Origin of the sequence: Ginsengibacter hankyongi, from assembly GCF_008710285.1 — a bacterium.
GTDB lineage: Bacteria > Bacteroidota > Bacteroidia > Chitinophagales > Chitinophagaceae > Ginsengibacter > Ginsengibacter hankyongi.
In genome coordinates this window covers 23,545-50,044 of the sequence record NZ_VYQF01000003.1, presented here as the reverse complement: position 1 = coordinate 50,044, position 26,500 = coordinate 23,545, and the positions used below count along the sequence as shown (strand labels likewise).

The window sequence follows — 26,500 nt, the reverse complement described above, 5'->3', positions numbered from 1 at the left end:
CTTTGTATCTGTGTGATTCATATTGTTCATTATTTGTTACAATCGATGTGTACGAGGTTTAACTATGTTGGACGACTTTATAAGAATTTATCTCATTCCAAAGAACTCTGAAATGGGCCCCAGTGCCAATGCCGGGAAAAAACTCAATGCAGCAACGATAAATATTACGGCGAATACCATAATCCCGAATGTGGATGTATCTGTTTTGAGTGTTCCGGCGCTTTCGGGTACATACTTCTTCTTTGCAAGAATACCTGCAATGGCAACGGGGCCGATAATAGGTAAAAATCTTGCAAGCAGCATCACTGTTCCGCAGGCTATATTCCAGAAAGGTGTGTTATCCCCGAGGCCTTCGAAGCCGCTGCCGTTATTGGCCGATGAAGAAGTGAATTCATATAGCATTTCGCTGAAGCCATGATTACCTGGATTATTGAGCCAGCCTGCATAAGCAGTTGGATCGTGAGCATACAGGCGTGATGCAATGGCTGTTCCAACAAGGATCAAAAACGGGTGAAGTAACGCGATAATGGAAGCGATCTTTATTTCTTTTGCTTCAATTTTTTTACCCATAAATTCCGGAGTTCTGCCAACCATTAAGCCACTAATAAAAACTGCGATGATGATGAAGATGTAGAAATTTAAAAACCCTACCCCAACGCCTCCGTAAAATGAATTGATCATCATACCCAACATGGCAAACATTCCGGTTAAAGGTGTAAAGCTATCATGCATTGCGTTTACGCTACCGTTAGATGTTACCGTTGTACTAATACCCCAATACGCGGATGCGGCTGCTCCAAACCGAACTTCTTTACCCTCCGTGCTTCCGTGGCTTTGCAATATGCCCATTTTCCCAACTGCCGTACTCCCATGCTTTTCATTATAGATCGATGGAATCACAAGCAGTAAAAAACCCAACGTCATTATACCAAACACAATCCAGGTAAATCTTTTTCTTTTAAGCATATAGCCCAAAGCAAAGATCAAAGCGGCTGGAATTAATATGATGCAAATATTCTCGACCATATTGGTAAAGTAGTTGGGATTTTCGAAAGGATGCGCACTGTTTACGCCGAAGTAGCCGCCACCGTTAGTGCCTAATTGCTTAATAGCTATCATCGCTGCAGCCGGACCTCTTGATACATTGACTGTATCTCCCTGCATGCTTATAAATTGATCCTTACCCTTGAAAGTCATGGGTGTGCCATTGAACATTAAAATAATAGCAACTACTATTGAAAGTGGCAACAAAATCCTCGTACATGACTTTATAAAGTAGTTGTAGAAGTTACCCGGGTTTTGAGTGCTTTTTTCTTTTATTGCTTTAAACACAACTGCACATGCTGCCATGCCCGTACCAGCACTTACAAACTGAAAAAACATCAGTAATAATTGTCCCAAATAAGACACACCTGTTTCACCGGAATAGTGCTGAAGATTAGTATTTGCTACAAAACTAACGGTGGTGTTAAACGCTAAATCCGGAGTCATAGATGGATTGCCATCCGGATTTAACGGGAGCCAACTCATGCTCATTAACACCAACATTGATAAGAGGAACCATACTAAATTAATAACCAGCAACGCAACCATGCTTTGTTGCCACGTCATTTCTTTTTCAGGCTTTATCCCACCGGCTTTAAAAAATAAGTTGTCAACGGGATTGAAGATGAAATCCAGCCAGGTTTTATCACCATTATACACTTTGCCAATATAGCGCCCAAGTGGTATTGCGAGCAGCACCGTAATAACAAACATGGCTATAACGCCAAAAATTTCAGTGTTCATAATTTAAAATTTTTCCGGTTTAATGAGTACATAACAGAGGTAACAAAATACCAGTAACGAGATAATAAATAGAGCTATCATGGTTTTAGATTTTATCAAAGAAATCAATAGATTTAAAAAATATTGCAAAGCCTAAGAAGCCTGTAAACAGTAATATTAATGTAAGCATTTGTTTGTTTTTGGCTCTATATTCCAAAACCAATACCGGGATAATTTTGGTGTGCGAAGTGAGACGCAAGATGCAGCGCTGATTGGGTTTTCGGTTGATCTGCTTTATTTTGCGATGCCCGGAAGGAAATAAAAAACCCTTTCATTTTGGAAAGGGTTGTATCAAAATGAACAGGCTTGATTATTATGACAACCCATATTCTTCAATCTTCCTGTACAGAGTGGTTAAGCCAATATTAAGCAATTTTGCAGCTTCCGTTTTATTGCCTTTTGTATAAAGCAATACTTTTTGGATGTGTGATTTTTCTACAGTTGCAAGATCAAATGATGATGCCGTTTTTGAAGAACTAACCTGTAGATCTAAAGGAAGATTTTCTAATGTGAGTTCAGGGCTGCCGGTTAAAATAACAGCTCTCTCTATTATGTTTTTTAGTTCCCGGATATTTCCTTTCCAGTCGTGTTGCTGCAGGTGTTCTACAAATTCTTTACTCATACCTGAAGCAACATTATTAGTTTTTGCTGAAAAAATTTTAAGAAAAAACTGTGACAGAGCAGGAATATCTTTTCTTCTTTCACGCAGCGGAGGCAGTACTATTGTAAATACGTTTAACCGGTAAAAAAGATCTTCCCTGAATTTTAAATTTTCTACATCTTCCTGCAGGTTGCGGTTAGTTGCTGCAATAACCCTTACATCCACTTTGGTGGTGTGAGTATCACCCACCTTTATAAACTCGCCCGTTTCTAATACACGCAATAGTTTTGACTGTAATTCCAAAGGCATTTCACCAATTTCATCTAAAAACAATGTTCCGGAATCGGCTTCTTCTATTAGCCCTTTCTTATCTTTTATTGCTCCTGTAAATGCACCTGCTTTGTGGCCGAATATTTCACTCTCCAAAAGTTCCTTGGTAAATGAACTGCAGTTTAAAGCCATGAAAGGCTTGTCCACTCTGCTGCTTGCATTATGAATCGCCTGTGCAAATACTTCTTTCCCGGTTCCTGTTTCACCCAATAATAAAACTGTGGCATCTGTGGGCGCAACTTTCTTTGCTAAGTTAACGGCATCAATTATTAGTGAAGAAGTTCCTATTATACTTTCGAAAGTATATTTTTTACCGACCTGTTTTTCCAACGATGCTATCTTCTTTTTTAATTCAACTTTTTCGATAGCCTTATTTAATAACGGAATCACTTTATCGTTATCATTACCTTTTACTAGGTAATCAAAAGCACCGTTTTTCATAGCCTGTATGCCATCGGGTATGTTTCCGTAAGCGGTTAGTAAAATAACTTCTACGACAAAATATCTTGCTTTTATTTCTTTAATGAAATCAATGCCATTGCCATCAGGTAATTTTACATCACAAAGAATTACATCGGGCTCTTCTTTTTCAATTGCCCTGTATGCCTGTTTTAGATTGCCGCTTTCGGTAACTGCAAAACCTTCTAACTTAATAAGCCTTCCTAATAAATTTCTTAGCTTCTCCTCGTCGTCTATAATCAAAACCTTGTTCATTATACGCAGCATTTAACGTCAACAGTAAGTCATAAATTTAAGCATTCTATTTATATTGGCGGGAGAAAAAGTCTCGTGTATCCGTTTACGATAGTTGGTAAAAATATGCTGATTTAAACGCTGATAAAAGGATTGATCTTTCCTTTTTTATTGAATTATAAATTTATAAGATAGATAGGGTTTAAATTGATACTTAATTTTTCTTGAGATGATAGCTTCTCACGGTTACTATAACGTGAATCGCAATGCTGATGAAGGTCAGGTATATTTCTAACCGGGATCATTTGCAAATGCACGGAGATAAAGTAGTTTTATATTTACAAATGAAAAGAGTATTAGCAATATTATTTCTTGTTATATACACCAGTGCTGTATTTGGAACGGTTGTCTCTATTCGCTATTGCAGCAAACAGGTTAGCAAGGTCGCTATGCCGGGATGTAAAGAATGCAACGGCTATAAGTGCAATCATGCTAATAAGTTAACGGATTGCTGTAAAAGTCATTTGCTCTATCACAAAGTTGACAATCATTCAATAGTTCCATCAATTTATGTAAGCTTACCTCATTTTAATACAGGTTCATCCATCTATGATCCTGATATTATATTACGTAGAAAAATTCCTGGTAATACAATCACAAACAATTTCGACCTGCGAAGTTGTACCTGGCCATTATACCTGCGCATCCGGGTCTTCAGAATTTAGACTGCATATAAAAGGAAGTTCTTATAAAAGAAATAAATTCTTCCTGCAATTTATTACGCACCAGTTTGATGCGAATTCAATAAGAAACAATTTATGATCTGTTTACTCACATTTAAAATTATTACAATGAAAAAGTTATTTTTTCTGATTGCATTAAGTGCCGGGCTGCTTGTAATCAGTTCTCAAAATGCAGCGGCACAAAAGGGGATACTTACATCCAAAACAGCAACAAAATCTAACGGGTATACTATTTTGAACCCCGGGGAAACCATTATGATTTACAAATACATACATGCGGCTCATTCTCCAAAAGAGGCGGAAAAACATGGTCCGAAGTATTTTTTTACTACGCCTTCTTCTGATACTTTGAAGGAGCTTACTAAAATGAACCTGAAATATGCTTTTCCTCAAAATCATGCTTTTCATGATGCTTTGGATGCAAATTTCAACACCGATGCAGAGCTTACCAGTTATGATGCTTTTCATAAAATATATAAAATAAACCGCCTGTATTCAAACTCAGTAAAAATGTAAATACACTCTGAAAAGGCATTGCATATTGCAGTGCCTTTTTGCATTGAATATGCAATACAGGTGCTCACCCATTTTATCTCTGCTTAACTTATTTTAACTTTAAGGAACTAAGTACGGTTTTATATGACATTAAGAGTGATTTCCTTCCAGGTGGCAGATAATATTGATGTAAGACAATTTAAAAATGTATTTACAGCCGATATACATTATGCTGATATGGAAGAGTTGTTCTATGATATCGGGAATCAAAAATACCTGTATGTGTTTAAGCATGGCATTGTAAGTTTCATTGGATATAGTGAAACGGAGATGTCTGCCTTTTTGCAATTAATAAAACCCTATTGCCGGAACTATATTGAGCAGCGGCTCAGTGACGAGTTTGATATAGAAACCGAAGCACCATCAGTGATTTATGGTTTTAGCAAAGTGGAAATTCCGAAGGCAGACATCGAAACGCTCAGGCTTATTATGCTGAATGTGTCTCAAAGTGTGGCGTTGGATTATTATGACCAGCAGACCAACCTGCTGCTGGCAGAAACAAACTATCATACACAGATACTCGAAAAAAAGGGTAAGATAGAACTGGGCGGAATTAATTTAAAAAAATATATCGGCCGTACGTTAAATCTCAAAAATAAGATTGCGGCCAACCTGTATATTTTTGATTCGCCCGAAGAAACGTGGGAGAATGAGGCTTTGAATCAATTGGATGTAGGATTAAAAAAAACCTTCGAATTGCAATCCCGTTTCCGCAACGTGCAGGAAGGTCTGGGGATCGTAAAGGAAAATCTTGAATTGCTGAGAGAACTGCTTCAAAACCGGAACAGTGCCAGGCTTGAGTGGATCATTATTATTCTGATATTGGTAGAAGTAATTAATCTTCTGGTGGAAAAATTACGATTGCACTAAAGGATACCTTATCATAAATTTTATCTTTTGCCGGTATTTTTCCGTAGGTAAATAGGAATGAGGTATGACATGGATTATTGATATAATGCCTCAGATGTTGGTATAACAAATACGATCCAGTCTGGAAATCGAATAATCGATACCGTTATATCCGCAGGCGGACCGGGACCATTAGGCGGTATGTACGGGAATGCGTATTTCGATGTAACGGCAGCATATGCTATCTGCCGAAGAAACTTTTTCGTTTAAGTAAGGTACACTGACCAGTATCACGCTTTTAGCTGATTGTAATTATTCATTATCCGTAATTAGGGTAGTAAATTTCACTATAAAATTCACCTGTCAAAAAAATATTAATATGAAAGGATTTACAGCCAACATTGAAAAGGATACTTTAGAAAATAAAGATTTTCGGAAAGTATTATATACCGGTAAACATCTTCAACTTGTGCTAATGAGCCTTAAACCCGGAGAAGATATCGGGGAGGAAACCCATCGAAACGTAGACCAATTCTTCAGTTTTGAATCCGGCTCAGGGAAATGCATTATTGATGGAAATGAATATAAATTGAAAGCAGGGACTGTAATCGTAGTACCGGCCGGAGCCAAACACAATATTATTAATAACGGTGATACAAAGGATTTAAAGCTCTACACTTTGTATGGCCCACCCAATCACCAGGATGGTATTGTAAGGGTTACAAAACAAGATGCTCAAAAGAATGCGGAAAAATTTGATGGAAAAATAACCGAAAAAGCGGTTCTTCAATAATATTTTTCCCGCCGGTCCTTGAAGCATAGCCCCTTCCGGTGGCCTTCCGCCGGGCTCTTCAGGGAATATACTTACTGAACTAGGAAGGCTTGCCTTGGTTTCCGGTCCCTGCTGTTACGATCGTTAACCGGGATACGGAATTGCAAGATGATTGTCATAAAAGGGCTACGCATTTTAAATCGCGGTATTTTTTTATTAGATTTAATACTGTGCGAATAATGCTTATATGAGCGTCTCAAGGAGAACTTTTATTAAGATCAGCACTGGTACGCTGGCAGCATATGTAGTTCGGCTGGATAGCTGTAACCCTGTTAAAGTCTGCGTAACCGGGCATGTATATGATCTTTTTGGTTTTCCCGTTGCCAATGCGTCAGTGAACTTCGTTACCGGGTATTCGCTACAGGCGGATGACGGCCTGCACATTACATCAACACTTACAGGGCCTGTGATTACAGATGCTCTTGGCACTTTTCAGCTTTGTGTAACCAATCCCCACGCCGACGTTGGCATCCGCGTTAGTTTTCAAAATGAAGTACAGCAGATAACCGTTGCCCAAATTACGGGAACTAATATTCCTTTTTACAATGCAGAAGTTTGGTCGCCCGACAGCACCAAATGGATCAATGACCTCAATAATGAAGGCCTGCTTACTAACATCAACATCTACCTGGACGCATCAAGACAAAACTTATTACAATATTTTACCCGGAAATATAACCCGCTGTTATTTGCGCTGCAACATAATCAATCGGCCAGCCAGGATGGGGAAACCGCGTGGGAAGGTGATCATATGAACCCCAATCATCCCGGTGATTGCCTGAACGGTGATTGCGATAACCATTACGGCTACCCGCAGGTGTTGGTAAGGTCCAGAAAAATAAATCCGCCGTGGGGAAGCCAGCGGGGTGTGATCCCGTTTGTGTGTGCCGAAGGAGTGGTGTTCAACGCAACTCCATCGGGCGAAGACGGCGACATTGACTGGGAAGCGATAACAGAACCTCACTATGGATATCTCACGAATCCTGATAATGCCGCGAGGTTCCCAGCGACTCAACCGAAAAGGGATTTTATATTGCATTGTGAAATGTGTGAATGGTTCAGGGGGAAAACTAATATCGGATTTAGCGCCGATGCGGAACCTTTTGCCAATAAGCGTGTGTGGATGACTGGAACGTGGACAGTGGATAATGGACATGATCACTGGAACGAGTTGCACCCCGTATACTGGATCGCCGGCTTCATTGGCGGATGGCGCCGTTTTGTTGCAGCAGAAACGATCCGCATCAGCGGACCTAACACCGGCGCACAAACGCTGATCAACGACGAGATGTCAACCAATCCTGAATCGCTGCTGAATGTGCTTGGTTCAACTTTTGGGCTGGCGCTGATGTCAAAAAACCTGGAAGATCATTCCCTTGGGCAGACATTTTATATTGACACCGTTGTACACCTAAATAAATTCGGTTTGAACTGTGCGTTTCCCAATGTGGCTCGCAGTTTAGCCAACAGCATTAACCCAGCCGATTTTCAGCAACAGGCAGCGACATTTACCCCAGATCAAATGACACAGGATGTAAAAAACCGGTACCAGGTATTCTTTAAACATCTTACCTCTTTAGGCTCCGCGGTATTTGTATTTCCATCCATCTTATTTATACGTGAAGGCACTGAAATGATACAAAAAGCAGATGCACTTGCATTGACGAGGCCCAGTGCGCTGGTAACGGTCTTTGATCCGTCGATCGCGGTATCTTTAGGGAATGAGGCGTTACGGTTTGCCGACAGCATCGTTGAAAACGGCCCGGCATTGCTGAAGTTATCTTACCAGGATATCTTTACACAAATGAAGAATGCGCAAAGGATCGTCGCTGCCCAAATCGCTGATTATTATGCCACTACTTCCGTCAGGCTAATTAGCTATGGCTTGTATGCTGACAGCAATACCCAGCATTCAAGATTTTATAATGACCATTATAACTGGGCCTTGCCCAGGGCGAAAGTTGATACCGTTGAACTCGTCAATTCTATTAATGTACGGATCGATGACCTGTTCAGGGACGCGTTTCCGTTTGCCCGAATTAACTAATATTTCCAAAGGTATCAGGTAAAAGCAAATCAATTCCCGCACCTGTTGCAAGCATTTCGATTGCCTGGCATTAAAAACAGGATTAAATACCGGAATGTAAAAATGCGATTTATATCACCCTTCTATGAATAGATGGGAACTGGTTTAACACAAAAGACCCGCCCGGGATATATTTCCTGGCTTTTTACGTGCGGGCACTTAGGCTGAGAACGCAAAAAAATCTTTTTCCCTGTTCATTTAAGTTGCACCTTTGTTTATCAATCTAAAATTCACTTTCATGAATTTTAACCTTAGCAAAATTCCGGTCCGTGAGCCTCAGCCGCGTACTAGCGGTCTTACAATTATCAGTGACAAGGGACTCAGTCTTGCAGAAACAAGAAATCTTTTATCGGTTGCCGCTCCCTACATTGATATGGTAAAGCTTGCTTTTGGTACTGCTATGGTGACCTCCCTGTTAGGAGAAAAGATTGAACTGTACCAGTCTTATAACATCCCTGTATATTTCGGGGGGCTTTTGTTTGAAGCGTTTGTAATCCGCGACCAGGTGCCGGAGTTTATCAGGCTAACTGAAGCATATAAGATAGATTGGCTCGAGGTTTCTGACGGCACTATTGATATCACCCACAGCCGGAAATGTGACTACATCCGGCAATTTTCTAAGACCACGACAGTTATCAGTGAGGTAGGCTCCGGCGATAAAGACAGGGTGCATGTGACCCCGCCATACAGGTGGATAGAACTTATGCAGGCCGAGCTGGACGCCGGTTCAAAATACGTTGTCGCTGAAGCTAAAGAATCCGGCACTGCAGGTATCTACCGCGACTCAGGCGAAGTGCGGGAAGGCCTGGTAGCAGAAATACTCCACAAAATTGCTCCGGAGCGCATTATTTGGGAAGCGCCGAACAAAGACCAGCAACTGTATTTTATCAGGCTTTTGGGGTCTAATGCTAACCTGGCCAACATATCACCTGCAGAAGTAATAGCGCTGGAAGCGATGCGTTTAGGCCTTAGAGCCGATAGTTTTGATTTTTTCCTTTCAGAAGATTAATGTAGGCTCATTATGAAAAATGCAACAATAATTTTCAGGATACTGCTTGGTTTTATTTACCTCGTATTCGGACTGGACTATTTTTTTAATTTTATTCCTTATCAGCCTTTACATACCGGCAATGCGGGAGCATTTAAAGCGGGCCTGAAGGCCGCGGGTTACTTTTATCCGATGATGAAGACTATCCAGATATTGGGCGGCATATCACTACTGATTAACCGGTATGCGCCTTTTTTCGCAGTAGTACTTTTCCCAATTAGTTTGAACGTTTTACTTTTTCATACTATTCTAGCTCCGTCCGGTTGGTTAATGGGCGTTTTTCTGATGGTGCCTAATCTTTTCTTAGGATATGCTTACCGCAGTTATTATAACGGCTTGTTTATAAGAAAACCTGTTTTATAACGTAAAGGCATGGTGGTAACAATTGCTGGTGTGCATATAGCCTGCGAAGTAGCCCGCAGCAAGTTGCCGTAGGTTTTCGTTTTCATTTCTTCGGCACTGATCCGCTACATTTTTGGAAAGGAAAACCCGGAAACCGCCAGTCTAAAGGCGAATAAAAAGTCCAACTTTTAGACAGGTTTTTCTGGCTGCATTCACATACGCTCTTACAAGATCGCGATGGGCAGCGCTATGCATGCTGTTGAACTGGTCTGTGCTGGCCTCACTGTTGCAAAGCGCAAAGCTGTGTTAATTGGTCAGACTAAGGGGTGTAATTGACCAAAAAGATCTGGCGTGCCTTTGCCTGACATTTATTGGATAAATTGTTTTTACTTTGATCAATTTCTACCATTTCAAAATTCATCAATGAAATTTAAAAAAAGTAGTTTTCTCCAAATTTTATTCACCTGCCTTTGGCTGTTTTTTTATAGCGACATTTTTGCGCAATACAAGCCTTCCTGGGAATCTCTCGATACAAGGCCGGTGCCGCAATGGTACACCAATGCCAAGTTTGGAATATTTATTCATTGGGGGGTGTATTCTGTTCCGGGATATTCTTCAAAAGGCCAATATGCCGAATGGTATCAAAATGGTTTGAAAAGCGGCGATTCGGCAAGAATAAAATACCAGCACGAAAATTTTGGAGACCGTTCTTATTATGACCTGGTTAAAAATTTTCATGCTGAATTATTTAACCCTGATGCCTGGGCGCAATTAATTGAAAAGTCGGGCGCAAAATATGTCGTGCTTACATCAAAGCATCATGATGGATTCTGTTTGTGGCCCAGTAAAGAGGCCGACAGGGATTGGGGTTTTCCATGGAACGCAGTATCAGCCGGACCACACAGGGATCTGTTAGGCGATCTTTTTAAAGCCCTTCGTAAAACTTCCGTCCATGCAGGTATGTATTATTCCCTGTATGAATGGTACGATCCTTTATGGGTAAGTGACAAGGGCAAGTATGTAAGTGAACACATGTGGCCGCAAATGAAAGAGCTCATCAATACTTATAAGCCCGATGTTTTCTGGACAGACGGAGATTGGGATGCACCTCCTACGACGTGGAAATCACAGGAGTTTCTTGCATGGTTATATAATGACAGCCCGGTTAAAGATAAGATAGTAACGTATGACAGGTGGGGTAGTGGTGTTCGCTTTCATCACGGTGGCGTGTACACGCCGGAATACCAGCCCGACCTTGATTTTGAAGATCATCCATGGGAAGAAAGCCGTGGCATGGGAGCCAGTTACGGATACAATCGTGCAGAAGATGCGTGGGATTATAACTCTGCTCAATCATTGGTTTTACAGTTAATAGATAAAGTAAGCCGGGGCGGGAATTTCCTGTTGGATATCGGTCCTGATGCACATGGAAAAATTCCCCCTGTGATGCAGGAGCGTTTATTGCAGATTGGTAGCTGGATGGACATTAATTCGGAAGCCATCTACAATACAGAAAGATGGAAAATATCTTCACAATGGAGCGGGGGTAACAGGAAGTACAAGCCCAAAAAAGGTGACAATGATTTGTTGTTGAAGATCACTGTTGACCCGGATCCTGACTATGCGGTAAAAGAAATCTTTTATACTTATAACCCAACAACCAATTCATTGTATGCTATTTTCCCTAAATACCCGGATGATAAAAAAATAGTATTAAAAGGTCTAACCTTACCCGAAAGGACGACTATAAATTTTTTATCAACAAAAGAAAATCTTTCATGGCAACAGCAAGGGAAAGACGTAGTGGTTTCGTTGCCCGGTTATGATCCTAATAAAATCAAGGCGCCTTATGCTTATGTAGTGAAAATATCGAACTACGGAAAATTCGCACATAAGCCGGTAATGGAAGTTTCTTATGCAAATAATTCCCTTAAGCCTGTGGTAGCTTTTTCGAAAAATGATGGTGCTGAGATACGTTATACATTAGATGGCAGCGAACCTGACGGCAATTCGTCATTATATCTGAAGCCGTTTTTAATAAATAAAACGTCTGTTATAAAAGCGATTGCGATGTTGCCAAACGCTTTATCCAGTGATGTTACTTCTACTGACGTAAAATGCTTTCCATGGCTAAAAGCAACTAAAGTAAAAAATCTCAAGAACGGCATTTCGTGGAAATATTATGAACCTGAAGGGACTATCAATTTGGAGTCCATTCAAACTTCGCCTGTAAAAAAAGAAGGAGTTACCCGTAGTATTTCGGAAAAAGTAAAACAGCGTGAAGACAGGTATGCACTGCAATTTGATGGATATATTAATATAAAAAAAGGGGGGATATATAAGTTCTTTACCTTGTCGGACGATGGCAGTAAACTGTTCATTGATAATGAAGAAATAGTCAATAATGACGGGGAACACGGTGCTGCAGAAGTTAGTGGCACAGCAGCTTTGAAGAAAGGATACCATAAAATAAAGGTTGTTTATTTTGATGCCGGTGGTGGTAATGAGTTGAAAGTTTCCTGGCAAAATAGTAATGGAAATAGAGAAGCGATTCCGGCTGACGTTTTGTTTCATGTTGCCGGCTAAATGTCTTTAGACACGTCGATACCCAACAAAATTGTTATATTGTTTGTTTCTCCGGTGCAAATCAGCAATGTTGAGTCGGGTTGGGATAGGCATCCTCGTTGTCAACGTCGGAACCATCGAGGCATTTAAAATCCTTTTCTACCAATATCGTTATCATTTGTCCGTTACCGGTAGATATATCTTTTTCAAAGCCTACTAAATCCGTATTTGTCCATTCGGCCCAAACGCCAGCCGGCACTTGCAGCGTTACGGCATTCGATTCCCATAGAATTTCAAAGCTATCTGAATTGCTTGCCTTCAGAATAAATGAAAGCTTATCTGCCGGTAGAATCCCAAATAATATTTCCTCCTTTATTTCACCTTCTTCGCCGAAACGTTTTACTTCCGCTTGTTTTAACCGGAATCTTATGCTGTTTCCTGAAATCCTGATTTTCATACTTAATTGCTTTAGGTAATACCAGGAACTAAGAAAAAGAGATGCCAGATATTTGATAAGCACAGTATTTGTAGTTGTATGTAATGCAGCTTCCTGGAAATCAAGAAAAAATTATCTATGTGGGAAGATATTATTGAATTTTCAACATAATAATTATCACGGGAGCCGCATGATAATTTTAATTAAACCAGCTAAACATCAACATCATGAACGAATCAAGGGACAGCATAAAAGATATCTGGGGCGAACGAACCCCTTACAGGGAAGAATGGCCTGTGAGACAGGACCAACGTACTGGCGAAGAGCCCGACAAATGGGTGCAGTCGGCATGTGTACTCTGCTCTAACGGGTGTGGAATGGATATTGGGGTAAAAAATGGACGTATTGTTGGGGTGCGAGGACGGGAGGGCGACCGGGTAAACCATGGCAGGCTTGGGCCAAAAGGTTTACATGCATGGGTAGCAAATAATAGCACAGACAGGCTAACGAAGCCGCTTATACGAAGAAATGGAAAACTCAGGGAGGCGACCTGGGATGAAGCCATGGATCTTATTGTACAAAAATCCAAAGATATCATTGAACAGGATACAAGCCTTGGGCTCGGCTTTTATACCTCAGGACAACTTTTCCTGGAAGAATATTATACTCTGGGTGTTCTTGGGAAAGCGGGGCTGGGCACTCCTCATATGGACGGCAACACGCGTCTCTGCACGGCCACGTCGGCAGCGGCGCTAAAGGTTTCTTTCGGATCGGATGGACAGCCGGGTTCCTATACAGATCTTGATACTACAGATGCCATTTTGCATTTCGGGCATAACATCGCCTCGCAACAAACAGTTCTCTGGATGAGAATATTAGACAGGCTTGCCGGACCTAATCCCCCTAAGATTGTTGTAATAGACCCAAGGGAAACTTATACGGCAGAAAAAGCTACCGTTCACCTTGCTCTGAAGCCCGGGACTAACGTGCCCGTCATGAACGGGATTTTGAATTTAATCATACAATCGGGTAATATTGATAAGGGATATATAGAGGCACACACAACCGGCTTTGAAGAGCTGAAAAAAATTGTTTCCGCCTGGCCACCTGAGCGTGTTGAGGAAGTGAGTGGTGTGCCCGCATTGAAATTGCGGGAAGCCGCGGAAATATTAGGTACCGCCAAATCAGTGGTATCAACGGTATTGCAAGGCGTGTATCAATCTATGCAGGGAACGGCGGCCGCCGTGCAGGTAAATAACCTGCATCTGATACGTGGTTTGATCGGCAGGGACGGATGCGCAATCTACCAAATGAACGGGCAACCTACTGCGCAAAATACCCGTGAATGTGGGGCAGATGGCGACCTGCCCGGCTTTAGGAACTGGGGTAATAAAGAGCACGTACAACAACTGGCCACGTTATGGAATGTGCCACTTGATAAAATACCACATTGGTCACCGCCTACACATGCCATGCAGATATGGAGATTTGCTGAAAGTGGCACGATCAAAATGTTGTGGATCAGCGGCACAAACCCGGCAGTGTCCATGCCGGAACTCTCGCGGATAAGAAAGATATTGAAGAAGAGAAAGTTATTTGTAGTGGTGCAGGATGCCTTTAATACAGAAACAACGAAATACGCAGATGTGGTGCTGCCGGCAGCAATATGGGGAGAAAAGACGGGCTGTTTTACCAATGTTGACCGTACTGTTCATATTTCGCATAAAGCAGTGGAGCCTCCGGGAGAAGCAAGATCAGATTTGGATATATTTCTCGATTATAGCCGAAGGATGGATTTCCGCGATAAGGATGGCAACCCGCTGATACAATGGACTACGCCGGAAGAAGCTTTTGAAGCCTGGAAAAAATGTACCAGAGGAAGACCCTGCGATTACACAGGGATGAGCTATGCAAAGCTTTCGGAAGGTTCCGGAATTCAATGGCCATGCAATGAAAAATATCCTTATGGCGCCCGTCATCTTTACACGGATGGAGTTTTTAATACTGACATTAACCAGTGTGAAACTTATGGTCACGACCTTGACACCGGTGCAGCAGTTACAGAGCAGGAATACAAAGTAAAGAATCCTGCAGGCAAGGCTTTTTTGAAAGGCAGTGACTATCTTCCTCCACATGAAGTACCGGATGAAGACTATCCCTTATGGCTTACTACCGGCAGAATTGTGTATCATTTTCATACGCGTACCAAAACAGGCAGGTCTCAGCAGTTGCATGATGCTGCCCCGGATGGTTATGTACAGATTTCAGACGAGGACGCTGCAAAGTATGGTATCCGGGAAGGTGATATGATAACGGTCACTTCCCGCCGTGGCAAAGTAACAGAACCTGCGAAGATCGGTGGCATAGAGCCTGGACTTGTTTTTATTCCATTTCATTATGGTTACTGGGATAATGATAAAAGGTCACGTGCTGCCAACGAACTCACTCTTACGGAATGGGATCCTGTGAGTAAGCAGCCATATTTCAAGTATGCGGCCGTTAGTATTAGCAAAGAAGAAGATGGTATGCTTAAAAAGATAGGTAAATCAATTGAAACGCTTACTGAAAAACTTAAACTACAGGAGGTATAATATGCACATAGGAAAATACATTGATTTGGTTCACCGGACCGAGAAGGACCTGGTGGATGCTTTTAAAGTAGTTGCAAAAGCGCACAGGGATGAAGTTGATATTGAGCAAACTTGTTTATTGCTCTCATCGTGGTCACAACAACTAGCTCAAATAATGGAGCCGGTGGCAAACCGGTACAATAAAGAAAATGATAAGGAACCAGACAGGCTTACAAAAACATTATTAAAAAAAGCACGTAAAGGTAGCATGGCAATGCTGCGTGATTTGCACGATCTATATTTAATTGTGAACGAAGTGTTGGTATGCTGTACAATTTTAAAGCAGGGTGGCACTGCCCTGGCTGATGAAGAGCTCGTTGCCGTATGCGAAGAAATCGAGCAACAAACCACGCGGCAATCATCCTGGCTGATGACCCGGATGAAATCAGCAGCGCCTCAAACATTAATTGTTGCAAAACCTTAAATACTGGGTCATCCGGCTTAGAAAGATCGGGCTGAAAAAAAGGGCTCTTCCGAAGAATCGGAACAGCCTGAACATTAACACTTCGCTTGATCAGAGTAATTTTAATTTGCTTTTTGAAAACTTTCTATTTCCTGTATAGTTCCATCTTCAACCGCAACAGCAGCATAACTTTTATTACTGGCAAGCTTTACAATCCAGATTTTGTAGCCGGCTTCTGAAATTTTGGCCACGCTGGTAATCCTATAATTTTTATAATTATCTGTAACTATATTTTTTACAGAATTGGGCAATATTTCGCCGGTGGCATAAAGAATAGTATATAATACTTTTCCGTTTTTGTTAAATAAAATCTGGGTTGAAATCCCGTCTTTTAAAAATCTTGCCAGGTAGTTATTGTCAACGAGTTCCCATCTTGCCTTGTTCACATTTTTAAACTTTTTACCAAAGTGGTATAACACCTTTTCGCTAACCGCTGTATTATCTCTCGAATAATTATGGGTTGAAAGATTACCGGCATTGAATTGATCGGTAACATACCGGTAAGCGGAAAGATTGCTAAAATCTTTTTGAGCAAATAAATTCGCGGCGAAAAGTGTTGATAAGACCAAGGAGCTTACGCGGCTAATTAATATTGTTTTCATAACTGTAACTTTTTAAGTGATTTGGTGACTCAAAAGTATATTGGCATTTCCCCCGTTTTTTTATTATTCGGCAGCATCAGCTTTCCAAACAATATTTAACTCGTTTAATACAGCATTATTCATTCATTGTCGATAAATGGCATTTATCTACAAAACCCTGCGGGCGGTAGAATATATGTGCAAAAGCTTTTAGAAAAGGCCCGGGATGTATAATTTTAGAGAAGAAATGGCTTGGGGAATGTGGTCATATCTTATTATTCAACCCTTTCATTTTGTTTATTTTGGATGTAAGTTCATTTATATTAAAAGACAACAAGAGCGCTCATATGAAGCGACATGTCATTTTTTGGATCGCGTATATCGTTTTTTTTTATCTTCAAAGTGTTACACCCGAAGTCATCACTGAAACGTATCATTCAAATGCTTTTCATTTTGGCTGGGTTAGTGTTTGTTGTTACTTGCCGGTTTGTATCGCATCGGTTTACACGTTCCTTCATTTTTTATTTCCACGGTATTTACAGGAAAAAAAATATGTCCATTTTTTTATTGCTGTTGTGTTTCTATACGTCGCATTCAATGTAATAAATTATTTTATGACAATCTTGTTTTTCAAAATTACCTGCAATTGTAATGTAAGCCTGATGAGCCCCTTCAGAATACTGGGGTTTGCTAACAATAATGCATTTCTTGCTACTGCTATAGGTCTTGTAGCCGTAGGCATCAGGTTCTCTATTGAATGGTATAAACAACAAAAGCAAAATCTTGCATTAGCAACCCTGAAATCAAAATCAGACCTCCAGGTTTTGAAATCACGGATACAGCCGGATTTTCTTTTTCATTCGCTTATGAGTTTGTATCAGAAAATACAATCAGGATATTCAGGCTCATCAAAATTGGTTTTAAAATTTTCTGAAATATTGAGCTATACTCTCTATGACTGTGAGCCGGAATTTATACCATTGGAAAAAGAGTTGGTAATTATCCAGGAATATGTCGGGCTGGAGTCTATGACCAACAATGGAGATTGTGTTTTTAATTTAAACCATTCGGGTGATGCCGCAGGAAAATGGATAGTACCTTCTCTTCTGTTATCAATACTCCAGGATTATTTTAATTTATTTTATATAAATAAAGTTGAGGCGATTAAAACGGATATAAAAATAAATATAGGAGAAGATCACCTTGCGTTCCTGTTATCAGTTCAACCATTAAAAGAGAATCTTCCCCTTGTTGACCTGGATAATGTTTTTGCCGGCATAAGGGAGCGCCTCGACCTTTTGTTGAAAAGCAATTACCGGTTTAAGTTGCAACATGAAAACGTCAGGGATACAATTGAAATAGATATCGGGCTGTCACATCCCGTATCTTCTTTTTCATAATTCTGATCTTTTAAAAACATGATATTTCTATGAAGCTATATGATTTTCTTTTTGGCAGGAAATACCCGGTAAAATATTACAGGCACATTTTATTTTGGGCTACATGGTTTGTTTATATAATCTCCAATGAATTTTATACTAAAATTGTTAATCCTCCCGGCACAGCGGTTCTATTTGGAGTGGGAGATCCATTCGTCAAAGAAGTTATTGAGTTATTATCAGAAATTGGGCTTGTTTACGGTATTGTTTACTTTTTAGTTCCCCGGTTCTATATGAACAATAAAAAAGCTTCTTTTTTTATTTATACCTTCTTTGGCATTGTCACTGTATTTTACATTTATTACCTCATACAGGACAAAACTTCCTATAAGCTGTTATATAACGTTTGGTTCAGCATTGGAAATTTTATAGGGGTAGGCCCGGTATTTATAACTGTTCTTTTTATTTCCGTGAAAATGATGAAGCACTATTATGTAAAATTGGAAGAAAAAGAAACGCTTGAAAGGGAGAAAGCGAACGCGGAAATACAATTTTTAAAAGCACAGGTCCATCCGCATTTTTTATTCAACACTTTAAATAATATTTATTCGTTCACATTAAGTAAATCACCACTTGCCGGAACGCTCGTTTTAAAACTTTACGATACCCTTACTTATATGATCAATGATTGTAATGCAGATTTCGTTCCGGTTGAAAAGGAATTGAAGATGATCGAAGATTATATTAGCCTGGAAAAAGTAAGGTACGGAAACCGCTTGCAAATGTTAGTTGAAATCAAAGGCGAATGTCAAAATAAGCTTATAGCTCCATTGCTTTTAATTCCTTTTGTTGAAAACTGCTTTAAGCATGGCAGCGGTAAAGTCCTCAAAAATCCTTGGATAAGGCTAAGTATTGTGATTGGCGAAACCATGCTTTATATGGATCTTCGAAACAGCAAGCCTTCAAAACCTGGCTCCCGAAAAGGAAAGCAAGGTATTGGATTGGAAAATGCACAAAAGAGGCTGGAATTGTTATTCCCTGAAAAATATGAGCTCTTCATACAATCGACGGATGACGAATTTAGTGTCGTCCTTCAAATCCCAATATTGCCCATACCTGTGGAAGCGGCTGGAAAAGCGGTGGCTTCTGTTTCGCAAAACTTTATGTATGCATAACAATAAAAAAATTAACTGTCTCCTGGTAGACGACGAGCCACCGGCCCTGGAGGTTCTAAAAAAATATATTGGAGCTGTTGCATCACTGGAATTGGCAGGTACCAGTAACAATGCTGTTGAGGCTTTGAATTTTCTTAGTGCAAAAACTATTGATCTTTTATTCCTGGACATAGAAATGCCCGATCTGCTGGGCACCGACCTGATAAGAACCTTCAAAAATCCGCCAAAAGTAATTTTTACAACTGCTTATAGAAAGTACGCAATAGAAGGTTTTGAACTGGACGCAGTTGATTACTTACTGAAACCCATTTCATTTGAAAGGTTTTTAAAAGCAGTAAATAAAGTAATGGAAACCAACTTTAAAGAAAGTGACAGTGCGGAAATGAACGCCGAAAATCCGGTGCCTCATAATTTTATAACGGTACGGGCAGATCGGAAAAACTTAAAGATTGCTCTGGACGATATTTTATATATCGAAAGTCTGAAAGATTACATTAAGATTGTGACTCTTTCAAAAAATATCATAACTAAACAATCTATTTCCTCACTGGAAGAAACGCTTCCAAACGATAAATTTTTACGGATTCATCGTTCGTTCATTGTTGCCATTAATAAAGTTGAATCCTTTACTAATGATACTATAGAAATTGCAAGACACGAACTACCTATAAGCAGGATGTATCGTCATGAGGTGGAGAAATTATTAAATGTTTAAATACATTTTCTAAAACGCTTTTATCACAGGCTTTCTTAAATTCAATCCTTTCCATAGTTAAATTGAAAAATACGTTGTTTTTCGAAGGCTTCATAATTGCGGGGACTTCCTTTCAAAATTATTTCAGCCACCTTTTAAATATTTTTAAAGCCGCTTAGAATCGTTCGCAAATTGAATTATATCTGAAGAGAAATACCGTTGACCGGACTAACCGAAGTTGGTTGCAATCTCTGGGCACACCTTGTCAATTAACCAAACTTCTTTTCTTATGGTAAAAGTATTAGATAAACTTAATAATGGGGGGAGCTTACCTGGACACTTATTATATTAATGCCGTTAACATTGTGAATGGCGTTGAATAAGAAATTGGTATTGTACCCTGCGCTTTAATAAGAAAACAAACAAACCCATCTCAACTGCGTATAAAGGAATTTGGACCTTAAATATAGAAGGGGATAAACTTGAAGGAACGCTAATATTCTATGGCAATTTGTATCGGAGAATTATAGTTTGTAAACACTTTTGATTCCAAACCCATGCCAGCGCCTTCCCTTATAGAATAAGAAGAGCTATGTGCTCATTACTGCTTCGGTGGCCTTTTGACTTCAAAATGGTTATATAAAATAAAAATGCTAAATTTATTTTACAAGCATTATGTCAACCATCTGTTTGAATTGCGGACACCATTTCAAGGGAAATTATTGTCCTAATTGCGGACAAAAAGCTACTGTTGAGAGGATAACAGCTACTTCATTAATGGCAGACGTTCTGCACGTTTTTACACATCTTGAAAAAGGGTTTCTTTTTACAACATGGAGTTTTTTAATAAAGCCGGGCATATCTTCCATAAATTATATTTCCGGTAAAAGGAAACAATTTCAAACACCGGTAAGCTATTTCTTAATATGGACAGGATTATATATTGTCCTGCATGATAAAATTGTAAATCATTTCAATTATCTGTTATCAGGAGAAGTAATTACTCAATTAGATAAAAGTGGGGAAGCCAACAGGCTATTGCAGAAGCACTTTACCCTATTTATCATTCCTGCAGTGTTTGCTTGCGCACTTTCTATATATTATGTTTTAGCTAGGCCGAAATATAATTTTACTGAACTGCTTGTCCTATCCTTGTATGGAGGAGGCACCTATTTTATGATGCTATTTCTAAGTGATATTGTACTTGGAATCATATGTAAGGTTAATGTTCTAAACGCTCCTGTTTTTCTGTGGCAGACTGCGCTTTCGTTCTTATATAATTTTTGGTTCTCTTTCGATATATTCAAACGGGCGCGGCTTAGACTATTTTGGCTGAGGTTAATTTGTGCGGCAATATTGGTGGCTATTACTGGCTGGATAATACTATTCTATTTGCCAATAGCATGGCTTTATCTAACGAAACAATAGTAGGATACTGTTATTTATAAACCCTTTTCAATACAGGGATGGTCATCATGGATGTTGCATCCCTGTAATCAATTGACTGAACATCCCCGGGATAATTAAAACGATAATTTTTGCCGGTAATATTTCCCTTCGTAGTAAGAGCCGTTTTACCCATGTATGCAAAAGATACGTCAGGCCACATTTTTTTCTGTAATAATTCAGTTCTAACGGTATCGTTTGTTTTAAATGTTTGCTGAGATGAAAATTGATTTCTTTTATTTCCGCAGTTGCACATAGTTTAAATTTTTTAATCTTCTTTATAATGGGGAATATCATCAGTATTATTTTTTCCTCCGGCAGTAGCCTGTTCCAGCAAACACGCTGCTGCTGAAAATGCCAGCCAATATAATAATTTTTGCCACCATATACTTCCCTGCCAAATGCCAAAAGGCAGGGCAACCCATATACTTGTACAATAAAAGCAATCGAGCAGTTTTCCTAAAAAGCCTGTCCCTGCTTTTTTTCTTATTAAAAATACAATGTCAAAAGGTCCATCTTCCGTTGAAAGCAAATGAGTAAGTCTCCAAACGGCAAGCGAAATAATGATAAACCAGAAATACATTATAATTGATCTTCTTAAAAAATAAAAAGGCTATGATATGTTAGTATACCATAGCCTTCCAAAATAAAAACTAAGGTTCTAGTGCAAATGCAGCTACCTTACCCGCATCATTCCTTACACGGAAAGTACCATCAGTTGCCATTGCAATTACTGATAAAGTTTCTGCAAATGCCGCTTTACCGGTTCCATCACCATAACAGGTTCCTAACAAATCAGCCGGGGTAAAATGTTTGTCATAAATACCACCGCTTAATGTATAGCCTGATGCACTGTCAATCACCATTCCGGATGCGTCAGCAATGGGAACATCGCCGCAGGTTCCCTTTACCACGCCGAAGCTAAATACTGCAAAATTATTGGGTTGCGTTGCCAGGAAGCTTAGCTCGAGGTCTGCATCTACACCTCCAGGTTTGTAATTTACAAATCCACAACAGTCGATTGAAGCGGGGCTACCGTTCACTTTTACAGTGAAAATATCGGCATTACATTGTCCGTTGTCAATACGCATGAGCATGTTATAGGCATTAGCTGTGGATATAGTCGGGTTTTCCAATAATTCATCTGGAGCATTTACGCTAAAGTCTGCATCGTTATAATCAGGTATTTTGAAAGTTGCTTTTGGTATATTACTCAAAAGATTTCCAGCTTGGTCAAACAATTGTAATTCGAATTCATACAAGCCATCTCCACCGGCCAATAACCAGTTTTTTAGTTGATTTGAATCGAAACTTATTGTGTTCATATTATAAGTTTGCTCATGCCATAAAGGACTTGTTTCGGGCACATTAAAAGGAGCCATGTAGGGCTGAACAGGCGGAATGATATAGAGGTTGTCATTGCTGCCTACTGTAAAAGGCCCAAGCTTTACGCTATTTGCGCCGAATTGAGTGTCGCCGTGTGAATCAATGTAAGTATATTCATAACCTTTATTTACAACACCTCCTATTGGTTCCAATGCTTTATAAGAATCGCTTACAGGATTTAATTGCGCATTTGCAACTTGTTTGTACCTCCAGCGATAATAATAAATTCCTGAATTTGGAAGGTCGCTGCCAAAGCCCATATAGACGGTGGGACTTCCTCCAAACGGACGCTTAAAGTCGCCAACAGTAGTAACAAGGAAATCGTCATAAATGGCCGCAGCATCTGTAAGACCTATACGGTCATAACTTACCAATTGCCCGGGAGGCGATTGCAAATAACTTGCCTGGTTAATATGTGCTACACTCGTAGAACCTATCGACCGGATCCATACCAATTCACCTGGAATAGGACAATCACAACAACAATTTCCAGGAACTCTTGGATCTGTTATGTGAATATTAATGTTAGTACCGCATGCATAATCCCAAAATGTATTGCAAGGTACAGGCGGGTTATATACAGTTGTCCAAACACCATTGATTAGGTATTCAACCCATATATAAATATCTGGCTTGTCCCCAAAACACCAATACGAAACATTGGTATCAAATCGACCGTTGGCATCAGTATACACAATGGCTAATTCTTTGCAGCGATAAAAATAAGGCCACCACCAGGGCCAAATGCAAAACCATGGATGAAGAATAGCATAGTTTTTGGCGATGGTGTCCCTAATGAGATTTAAATTGCCAGATACCAGGTTTTGCCTTATTTCCATACTTAATTCAGGCAAAGAAGCAACAGCAGCCGTTTGTGTTTCTTCAACAGAACGGGTCTTGAAAATATTTTGCATTTGTTGCCGGGTAAGCACGTTTGTCTCATTAAGAAGAAACGGAGGCGGATCGGGAATTGGAATCGGAAATTTAATAATTTCCTTTGGGTTTAAAATGGCTTCCGGAATTTTTGCAATGATGTAATCGGGTATCCGGTAAATCCACCACCAAATAGAATCGATCTCGCAAATGTGTACTCTTGCCCGGCATACAGAACGATCAACCCATTTATTGCCAACGTGAAACCATTTGGACACTTTGCCGGTTACCCGGCAATTGCAAAATGGCCAGAATTGTGAAACGGCCGCTGGCACAGGTAATATCGAAACATTACCATCGGCATTTGTTTGCAAAATAGGCTCATAGGGTTTAAAACCTTCCAGTTCTTCAATGGTTGATACTTTTTCAATGGTTTTGTCACTTGCCGGCGCAATAACAAGCCTGAGTTGTTTAATATCAATGTTTGATTGCCCCGCGACGCCTGGCGTATCGCCCAGGTTAAATTCCAAAATATTGTTTTTTACATATTGCTGTTGCAATAAAAGCCCATTGCACAGAAACAGAAAGCCGATAAACGGGGTTTCTTTTTCAGGGGGTTGTTCAAAACTAACCTGGACGGCCAGACGCTGAATTTTATCTTTCATAATTGTATTTTTTAAATTTTATTAATTGATTTTGATTTGCAATTATAGATTTGTATTTTTTACTTTTTACAATGCAAAAATTTCAGCATGGATAAGCTTGCTTTTAGACAACCAAAGGTTTCTTCCAAGTCAGTTTGCAAGCTTAAAAAGCCACAACCTGGTTGATTTTGTTTTTAATAAATACAGCTTTTGTTGCGATAACACAACAGGCTGCTATTGTTGAATTTATTAATAACCAGAATGTATAACGCCACTCTATAAATAATAAATAGCTTTTCTTGTTGCGGCAGAAATAATAAATTGTGTAGAGGTAATAATTGATTAGGAGCTAAAAATTAGATCTTAACCTTTTATCGTCTTAAGGGTGAGTATTTGTTTATTGCCGATATTCTTCGGGGTTATGTTTTTAAGCAACAAACTTCAATCGTTTTATCAGTACAAAGATTGAAACTTTTTTTTATAAATCAAAGCACCATCTCCCATTTATTGATGAGAAAATTGCTGAAGCGTTGCTGGAAGGCTTTGTAACAAAAGAAGAACATTCGAAATATAGCAGCGAATATCATTTTTGCGTGATGAAAAAATTGGTTTCATTAAGTTATTGCGAGTAGTGATGGCACAAGCAAGCCAGCAAGGGCTAAGCCTCATACTCGCGTCATAGGTGAGAGAAGTTTGGGTGAGACTTATAAGAGGAATCAGTAAACTGTTAATCAAAGTTCAAGCTTAGGCAGGTGTTAAACCAATGGCCAAAATATAAGGGCAATATTTTATAGACGGCAAAAGATCTGCCCATTAATTTTATAGATTTACCTGTACGCTGTGCTTTCTCTTTATAAATATTTATTCCATGAATAATCAAGATATTCATTCAAGTAATTTCTATCCCGTCATATCTCCTGTGATGTGCTTTTTTCTTAGTGTGTGCATTTTCCTGGGTTCCTGTAGCCAGGCACCACCGGCTGAACACTATGGCTTCATTACGCAGCTTGGCCGTGATACTATTTCCGTAGAGAGTGTGGCCCGGAAGGGCAACACGGTAACCAGTGATGAGGTTGACCGGTTTCCGCGTGTGCGGGTACGGCACACCGTTATTAAGCTTAACCCTGACGGCAGTATCCGGCATCTGGTGATGGACATTCATACGCCCAGCGAACCGGCAAATGAGCGGGAACGCAAAGTGACAGCCGATGTTGACAATAATGAAGTGCACCTTTCCAAAACAGATGGTACGGGTACCGTTAATCGTGTATTTGCAACCGGTGGGGCTATAGTGGTGTCCCACGTGCCACAAATGTATAGCCTTTATGAGCTTTACTTTGCTGCTGCAATGAAGAAAGCAGAGACGTCAACGCCCGGGCCCGGTGCCGCCGTGGAGATGCGACAGTTTTATATTGATCGCGAGTTTGACAAGTTCCCACTGGGCAATGCAAGTGTTACATTGGAGGGTGGTGGCAAGATGGATATAACCCATGACTGGCTGTCTGGAACCGGAGAAGCGATAATGGACTCCAGCCAACACATGCTTAGCTATTCCGGGGCGCGGACAACCTATAAAGTTGAAGTGAGGCGCCTCGCCACGCCGCCTGATGTAAAAAGTTTTGCTGCCCGGTTTGAGACAGAAGAGCAGAAAGCCGGCGGTGTAAAACAGTTAAGCGTGCGGGATACCGTGCGGGCACAAATTGGCAATGCGATGTTTACTGTCGACTATGGCAGGCCGCTGCTGCGTGGACGCACGCTGTTGGGTGATGTAATACCTTATGACCGTGTGTGGCGGACGGGGGCCAATGCTGCCACACAATTTACAACTTCGGCACCGATAAAGCTTGCTGGCATGCTGGTACCTACTGGAGCATACACGCTATGGACCATCCCACATACGGGTGGGGTAGACCTTGTGGTGAACAAGCAAACTGGGCAATGGGGCACTGAATACAATGCCTCACGCAACCTGGGCGTAGCAAGGTTTACAACGCAATCTGCCGCCACGCCGGTGGAGAAGTTTACCATTTCAATCGTTTCCGGTACCGACCCGCGGCATGGAATGCTCGTGATGGAATGGGGTTCGTTTAGGTGGACGGCACCGATTGAAGTGCAGTGAAACGGAGCAGATTAGCCGAAAGATTTTTCGCAGCATCAGCACTGAAACTGGTAATAACTAACGGAGAAGCGCAAACGCATAAAATAATTTCTACATCTTTAAAAATCGAACTTCATAACTTATATTTTCATCAACGATAATGAGAGCCCTGCATAAATAGGTTAGTATACAATTCCAACATCACAAGGTAGCGTGCTACCCGT

At 40.3% G+C, this 26,500-nt stretch carries 23 protein-coding genes; 15 read left to right on the top strand and 8 right to left on the bottom strand.

What is annotated here, in order from left to right; genetic code table 11:
- Window positions 1-87 precede the first annotated feature (87 nt).
- From kdpA to FW778_RS12540, 3 genes are all read right to left on the bottom strand, one after another.
- Window positions 88-1,788 (bottom strand): potassium-transporting ATPase subunit KdpA, encoded by a 1,701-nt coding sequence (gene kdpA / locus FW778_RS12550; protein ID WP_150415068.1) that lies wholly within the window; start codon window positions 1,786-1,788, stop codon window positions 88-90.
- A 3-nt stretch (window positions 1,789-1,791) separates the two neighbouring features.
- A complete protein-coding gene (kdpF, locus tag FW778_RS12545) occupies window positions 1,792-1,869 on the bottom strand; it encodes a K(+)-transporting ATPase subunit F (protein WP_150415478.1) in 78 nt (25 codons plus the stop codon).
- Window positions 1,870-2,140: 271 nt separating this feature from the next.
- Entirely contained in the window at window positions 2,141-3,472 is a 1,332-nt protein-coding gene (locus tag FW778_RS12540) for a sigma-54-dependent transcriptional regulator (RefSeq protein ID WP_449404187.1), read from the bottom strand.
- Window positions 3,473-3,795: 323 nt separating this feature from the next.
- Here FW778_RS12540 and FW778_RS12535 point away from each other — a divergent pair, with 323 nt between their 5' ends.
- From FW778_RS12535 to FW778_RS12500, 8 genes are all read left to right on the top strand, one after another.
- The gene (locus tag FW778_RS12535; protein WP_150415067.1) at window positions 3,796-4,176 is read left to right on the top strand and encodes a hypothetical protein; all 381 of its coding nucleotides are present in this window, start codon (window positions 3,796-3,798) and stop codon (window positions 4,174-4,176) included.
- Window positions 4,177-4,302: 126 nt separating this feature from the next.
- The gene (locus FW778_RS12530) at window positions 4,303-4,710 is read left to right on the top strand and encodes a hypothetical protein (protein WP_150415066.1); all 408 of its coding nucleotides are present in this window, start codon (window positions 4,303-4,305) and stop codon (window positions 4,708-4,710) included.
- A gap of 123 nt (window positions 4,711-4,833) precedes the next feature.
- Complete coding sequence (locus FW778_RS12525; RefSeq protein ID WP_150415065.1) at window positions 4,834-5,619, top strand: RMD1 family protein; 786 nt, start codon at window positions 4,834-4,836, stop codon at window positions 5,617-5,619.
- A gap of 358 nt (window positions 5,620-5,977) precedes the next feature.
- The gene (locus FW778_RS12520) at window positions 5,978-6,391 is read left to right on the top strand and encodes a cupin domain-containing protein (protein WP_150415064.1); all 414 of its coding nucleotides are present in this window, start codon (window positions 5,978-5,980) and stop codon (window positions 6,389-6,391) included.
- 226 nt (window positions 6,392-6,617) lie between these two features.
- The gene (locus FW778_RS12515) at window positions 6,618-8,477 is read left to right on the top strand and encodes an Ig-like domain-containing protein (RefSeq protein WP_150415063.1); all 1,860 of its coding nucleotides are present in this window, start codon (window positions 6,618-6,620) and stop codon (window positions 8,475-8,477) included.
- Window positions 8,478-8,754: 277 nt separating this feature from the next.
- The gene (locus FW778_RS12510; protein ID WP_150415062.1) at window positions 8,755-9,525 is read left to right on the top strand and encodes a phosphosulfolactate synthase; all 771 of its coding nucleotides are present in this window, start codon (window positions 8,755-8,757) and stop codon (window positions 9,523-9,525) included.
- A 12-nt stretch (window positions 9,526-9,537) separates the two neighbouring features.
- Window positions 9,538-9,927: a DoxX family membrane protein gene (locus FW778_RS12505; RefSeq protein ID WP_150415061.1), complete on the top strand. Its 390-nt coding sequence runs from the start codon at window positions 9,538-9,540 to the stop codon at window positions 9,925-9,927.
- Window positions 9,928-10,329: 402 nt separating this feature from the next.
- Window positions 10,330-12,492, top strand: coding sequence for an alpha-L-fucosidase (locus FW778_RS12500; protein WP_150415060.1), 2,163 nt, complete (start codon window positions 10,330-10,332; stop codon window positions 12,490-12,492).
- 61 nt (window positions 12,493-12,553) lie between these two features.
- Here FW778_RS12500 and FW778_RS12495 read toward each other — a convergent pair whose 3' ends face one another.
- Complete coding sequence (locus FW778_RS12495) at window positions 12,554-12,928, bottom strand: DUF7009 family protein (protein WP_150415059.1); 375 nt, start codon at window positions 12,926-12,928, stop codon at window positions 12,554-12,556.
- Between the two features lie 206 nt (window positions 12,929-13,134).
- Between FW778_RS12495 and FW778_RS12490 the strand changes: the two genes are divergently transcribed.
- Window positions 13,135-15,498, top strand: coding sequence for a molybdopterin oxidoreductase family protein (locus tag FW778_RS12490; RefSeq protein ID WP_150415058.1), 2,364 nt, complete (start codon window positions 13,135-13,137; stop codon window positions 15,496-15,498).
- Between the two features lies 1 nt (window position 15,499).
- Window positions 15,500-15,961, top strand: coding sequence for a molybdopterin oxidoreductase (locus tag FW778_RS12485; protein WP_150415476.1), 462 nt, complete (start codon window positions 15,500-15,502; stop codon window positions 15,959-15,961).
- Window positions 15,962-16,062: 101 nt separating this feature from the next.
- Here the strand turns inward: FW778_RS12485 and FW778_RS12480 are convergent, their stop codons facing one another.
- Window positions 16,063-16,602 (bottom strand): hypothetical protein, encoded by a 540-nt coding sequence (locus FW778_RS12480; protein ID WP_150415057.1) that lies wholly within the window; start codon window positions 16,600-16,602, stop codon window positions 16,063-16,065.
- A 593-nt stretch (window positions 16,603-17,195) separates the two neighbouring features.
- Between FW778_RS12480 and FW778_RS12475 the strand changes: the two genes are divergently transcribed.
- From FW778_RS12475 to FW778_RS12460, 4 genes are all read left to right on the top strand, one after another.
- The gene (locus FW778_RS12475; RefSeq protein WP_202552223.1) at window positions 17,196-17,981 is read left to right on the top strand and encodes a histidine kinase; all 786 of its coding nucleotides are present in this window, start codon (window positions 17,196-17,198) and stop codon (window positions 17,979-17,981) included.
- A gap of 29 nt (window positions 17,982-18,010) precedes the next feature.
- Window positions 18,011-19,135 carry a sensor histidine kinase gene (locus FW778_RS12470; protein WP_150415055.1) on the top strand — a complete coding sequence of 375 codons (1,125 nt, stop codon included), beginning with the start codon at window positions 18,011-18,013 and terminating at the stop codon, window positions 19,133-19,135.
- The gene (locus tag FW778_RS12465) at window positions 19,128-19,850 is read left to right on the top strand and encodes a LytR/AlgR family response regulator transcription factor (protein WP_150415054.1); all 723 of its coding nucleotides are present in this window, start codon (window positions 19,128-19,130) and stop codon (window positions 19,848-19,850) included. The genes FW778_RS12470 and FW778_RS12465 overlap by 8 nt, the downstream gene beginning before the upstream one ends.
- Window positions 19,851-20,606: 756 nt before the next feature.
- Window positions 20,607-21,257 (top strand): DUF3667 domain-containing protein, encoded by a 651-nt coding sequence (locus FW778_RS12460; protein ID WP_235906242.1) that lies wholly within the window; start codon window positions 20,607-20,609, stop codon window positions 21,255-21,257.
- 10 nt (window positions 21,258-21,267) lie between these two features.
- Here FW778_RS12460 and FW778_RS12455 read toward each other — a convergent pair whose 3' ends face one another.
- The 3 genes from FW778_RS12455 to FW778_RS12445 all read right to left on the bottom strand — a co-directional run bounded on the left by FW778_RS12455 (window position 21,268) and on the right by FW778_RS12445 (window position 24,199).
- Window positions 21,268-21,531 carry a hypothetical protein gene (locus FW778_RS12455; protein WP_150415052.1) on the bottom strand — a complete coding sequence of 88 codons (264 nt, stop codon included), beginning with the start codon at window positions 21,529-21,531 and terminating at the stop codon, window positions 21,268-21,270.
- Window positions 21,532-21,543: 12 nt separating this feature from the next.
- Entirely contained in the window at window positions 21,544-21,858 is a 315-nt protein-coding gene (locus FW778_RS12450) for a DUF1360 domain-containing protein (RefSeq protein WP_150415051.1), read from the bottom strand.
- A gap of 70 nt (window positions 21,859-21,928) precedes the next feature.
- Complete coding sequence (locus tag FW778_RS12445; protein WP_150415050.1) at window positions 21,929-24,199, bottom strand: hypothetical protein; 2,271 nt, start codon at window positions 24,197-24,199, stop codon at window positions 21,929-21,931.
- A 901-nt stretch (window positions 24,200-25,100) separates the two neighbouring features.
- Between FW778_RS12445 and FW778_RS12440 the strand changes: the two genes are divergently transcribed.
- Window positions 25,101-26,297, top strand: coding sequence for a DUF2911 domain-containing protein (locus tag FW778_RS12440; protein WP_202552222.1), 1,197 nt, complete (start codon window positions 25,101-25,103; stop codon window positions 26,295-26,297).
- Window positions 26,298-26,500: the final 203 nt, after the last annotated feature.

What these genes read in the sequence shown, in the direction of transcription:
- kdpA (WP_150415068.1), bottom strand. Translation starts at nt 1,788, where the DNA reads ATGAACACTGAAATTTTTGGCGTTATAGCCATGTTTGTTATTACGGTG.
- kdpF (WP_150415478.1), bottom strand. Translation starts at nt 1,869, where the DNA reads ATGATAGCTCTATTTATTATCTCGTTACTGGTATTTTGTTACCTCTGT.
- FW778_RS12540 (WP_449404187.1), bottom strand. Translation starts at nt 3,472, where the DNA reads ATGAACAAGGTTTTGATTATAGACGACGAGGAGAAGCTAAGAAATTTA.
- FW778_RS12535 (WP_150415067.1), top strand. Translation starts at nt 3,796, where the DNA reads ATGAAAAGAGTATTAGCAATATTATTTCTTGTTATATACACCAGTGCT.
- FW778_RS12530 (WP_150415066.1), top strand. Translation starts at nt 4,303, where the DNA reads ATGAAAAAGTTATTTTTTCTGATTGCATTAAGTGCCGGGCTGCTTGTA.
- FW778_RS12525 (WP_150415065.1), top strand. Translation starts at nt 4,834, where the DNA reads ATGACATTAAGAGTGATTTCCTTCCAGGTGGCAGATAATATTGATGTA.
- FW778_RS12520 (WP_150415064.1), top strand. Translation starts at nt 5,978, where the DNA reads ATGAAAGGATTTACAGCCAACATTGAAAAGGATACTTTAGAAAATAAA.
- FW778_RS12515 (WP_150415063.1), top strand. Translation starts at nt 6,618, where the DNA reads ATGAGCGTCTCAAGGAGAACTTTTATTAAGATCAGCACTGGTACGCTG.
- FW778_RS12510 (WP_150415062.1), top strand. Translation starts at nt 8,755, where the DNA reads ATGAATTTTAACCTTAGCAAAATTCCGGTCCGTGAGCCTCAGCCGCGT.
- FW778_RS12505 (WP_150415061.1), top strand. Translation starts at nt 9,538, where the DNA reads ATGAAAAATGCAACAATAATTTTCAGGATACTGCTTGGTTTTATTTAC.
- FW778_RS12500 (WP_150415060.1), top strand. Translation starts at nt 10,330, where the DNA reads ATGAAATTTAAAAAAAGTAGTTTTCTCCAAATTTTATTCACCTGCCTT.
- FW778_RS12495 (WP_150415059.1), bottom strand. Translation starts at nt 12,928, where the DNA reads ATGAAAATCAGGATTTCAGGAAACAGCATAAGATTCCGGTTAAAACAA.
- FW778_RS12490 (WP_150415058.1), top strand. Translation starts at nt 13,135, where the DNA reads ATGAACGAATCAAGGGACAGCATAAAAGATATCTGGGGCGAACGAACC.
- FW778_RS12485 (WP_150415476.1), top strand. Translation starts at nt 15,500, where the DNA reads ATGCACATAGGAAAATACATTGATTTGGTTCACCGGACCGAGAAGGAC.
- FW778_RS12480 (WP_150415057.1), bottom strand. Translation starts at nt 16,602, where the DNA reads ATGAAAACAATATTAATTAGCCGCGTAAGCTCCTTGGTCTTATCAACA.
- FW778_RS12475 (WP_202552223.1), top strand. Translation starts at nt 17,196, where the DNA reads ATGACAATCTTGTTTTTCAAAATTACCTGCAATTGTAATGTAAGCCTG.
- FW778_RS12470 (WP_150415055.1), top strand. Translation starts at nt 18,011, where the DNA reads ATGAAGCTATATGATTTTCTTTTTGGCAGGAAATACCCGGTAAAATAT.
- FW778_RS12465 (WP_150415054.1), top strand. Translation starts at nt 19,128, where the DNA reads ATGCATAACAATAAAAAAATTAACTGTCTCCTGGTAGACGACGAGCCA.
- FW778_RS12460 (WP_235906242.1), top strand. Translation starts at nt 20,607, where the DNA reads ATGGCAGACGTTCTGCACGTTTTTACACATCTTGAAAAAGGGTTTCTT.
- FW778_RS12455 (WP_150415052.1), bottom strand. Translation starts at nt 21,531, where the DNA reads ATGTGCAACTGCGGAAATAAAAGAAATCAATTTTCATCTCAGCAAACA.
- FW778_RS12450 (WP_150415051.1), bottom strand. Translation starts at nt 21,858, where the DNA reads ATGTATTTCTGGTTTATCATTATTTCGCTTGCCGTTTGGAGACTTACT.
- FW778_RS12445 (WP_150415050.1), bottom strand. Translation starts at nt 24,199, where the DNA reads ATGAAAGATAAAATTCAGCGTCTGGCCGTCCAGGTTAGTTTTGAACAA.
- FW778_RS12440 (WP_202552222.1), top strand. Translation starts at nt 25,101, where the DNA reads ATGTGCTTTTTTCTTAGTGTGTGCATTTTCCTGGGTTCCTGTAGCCAG.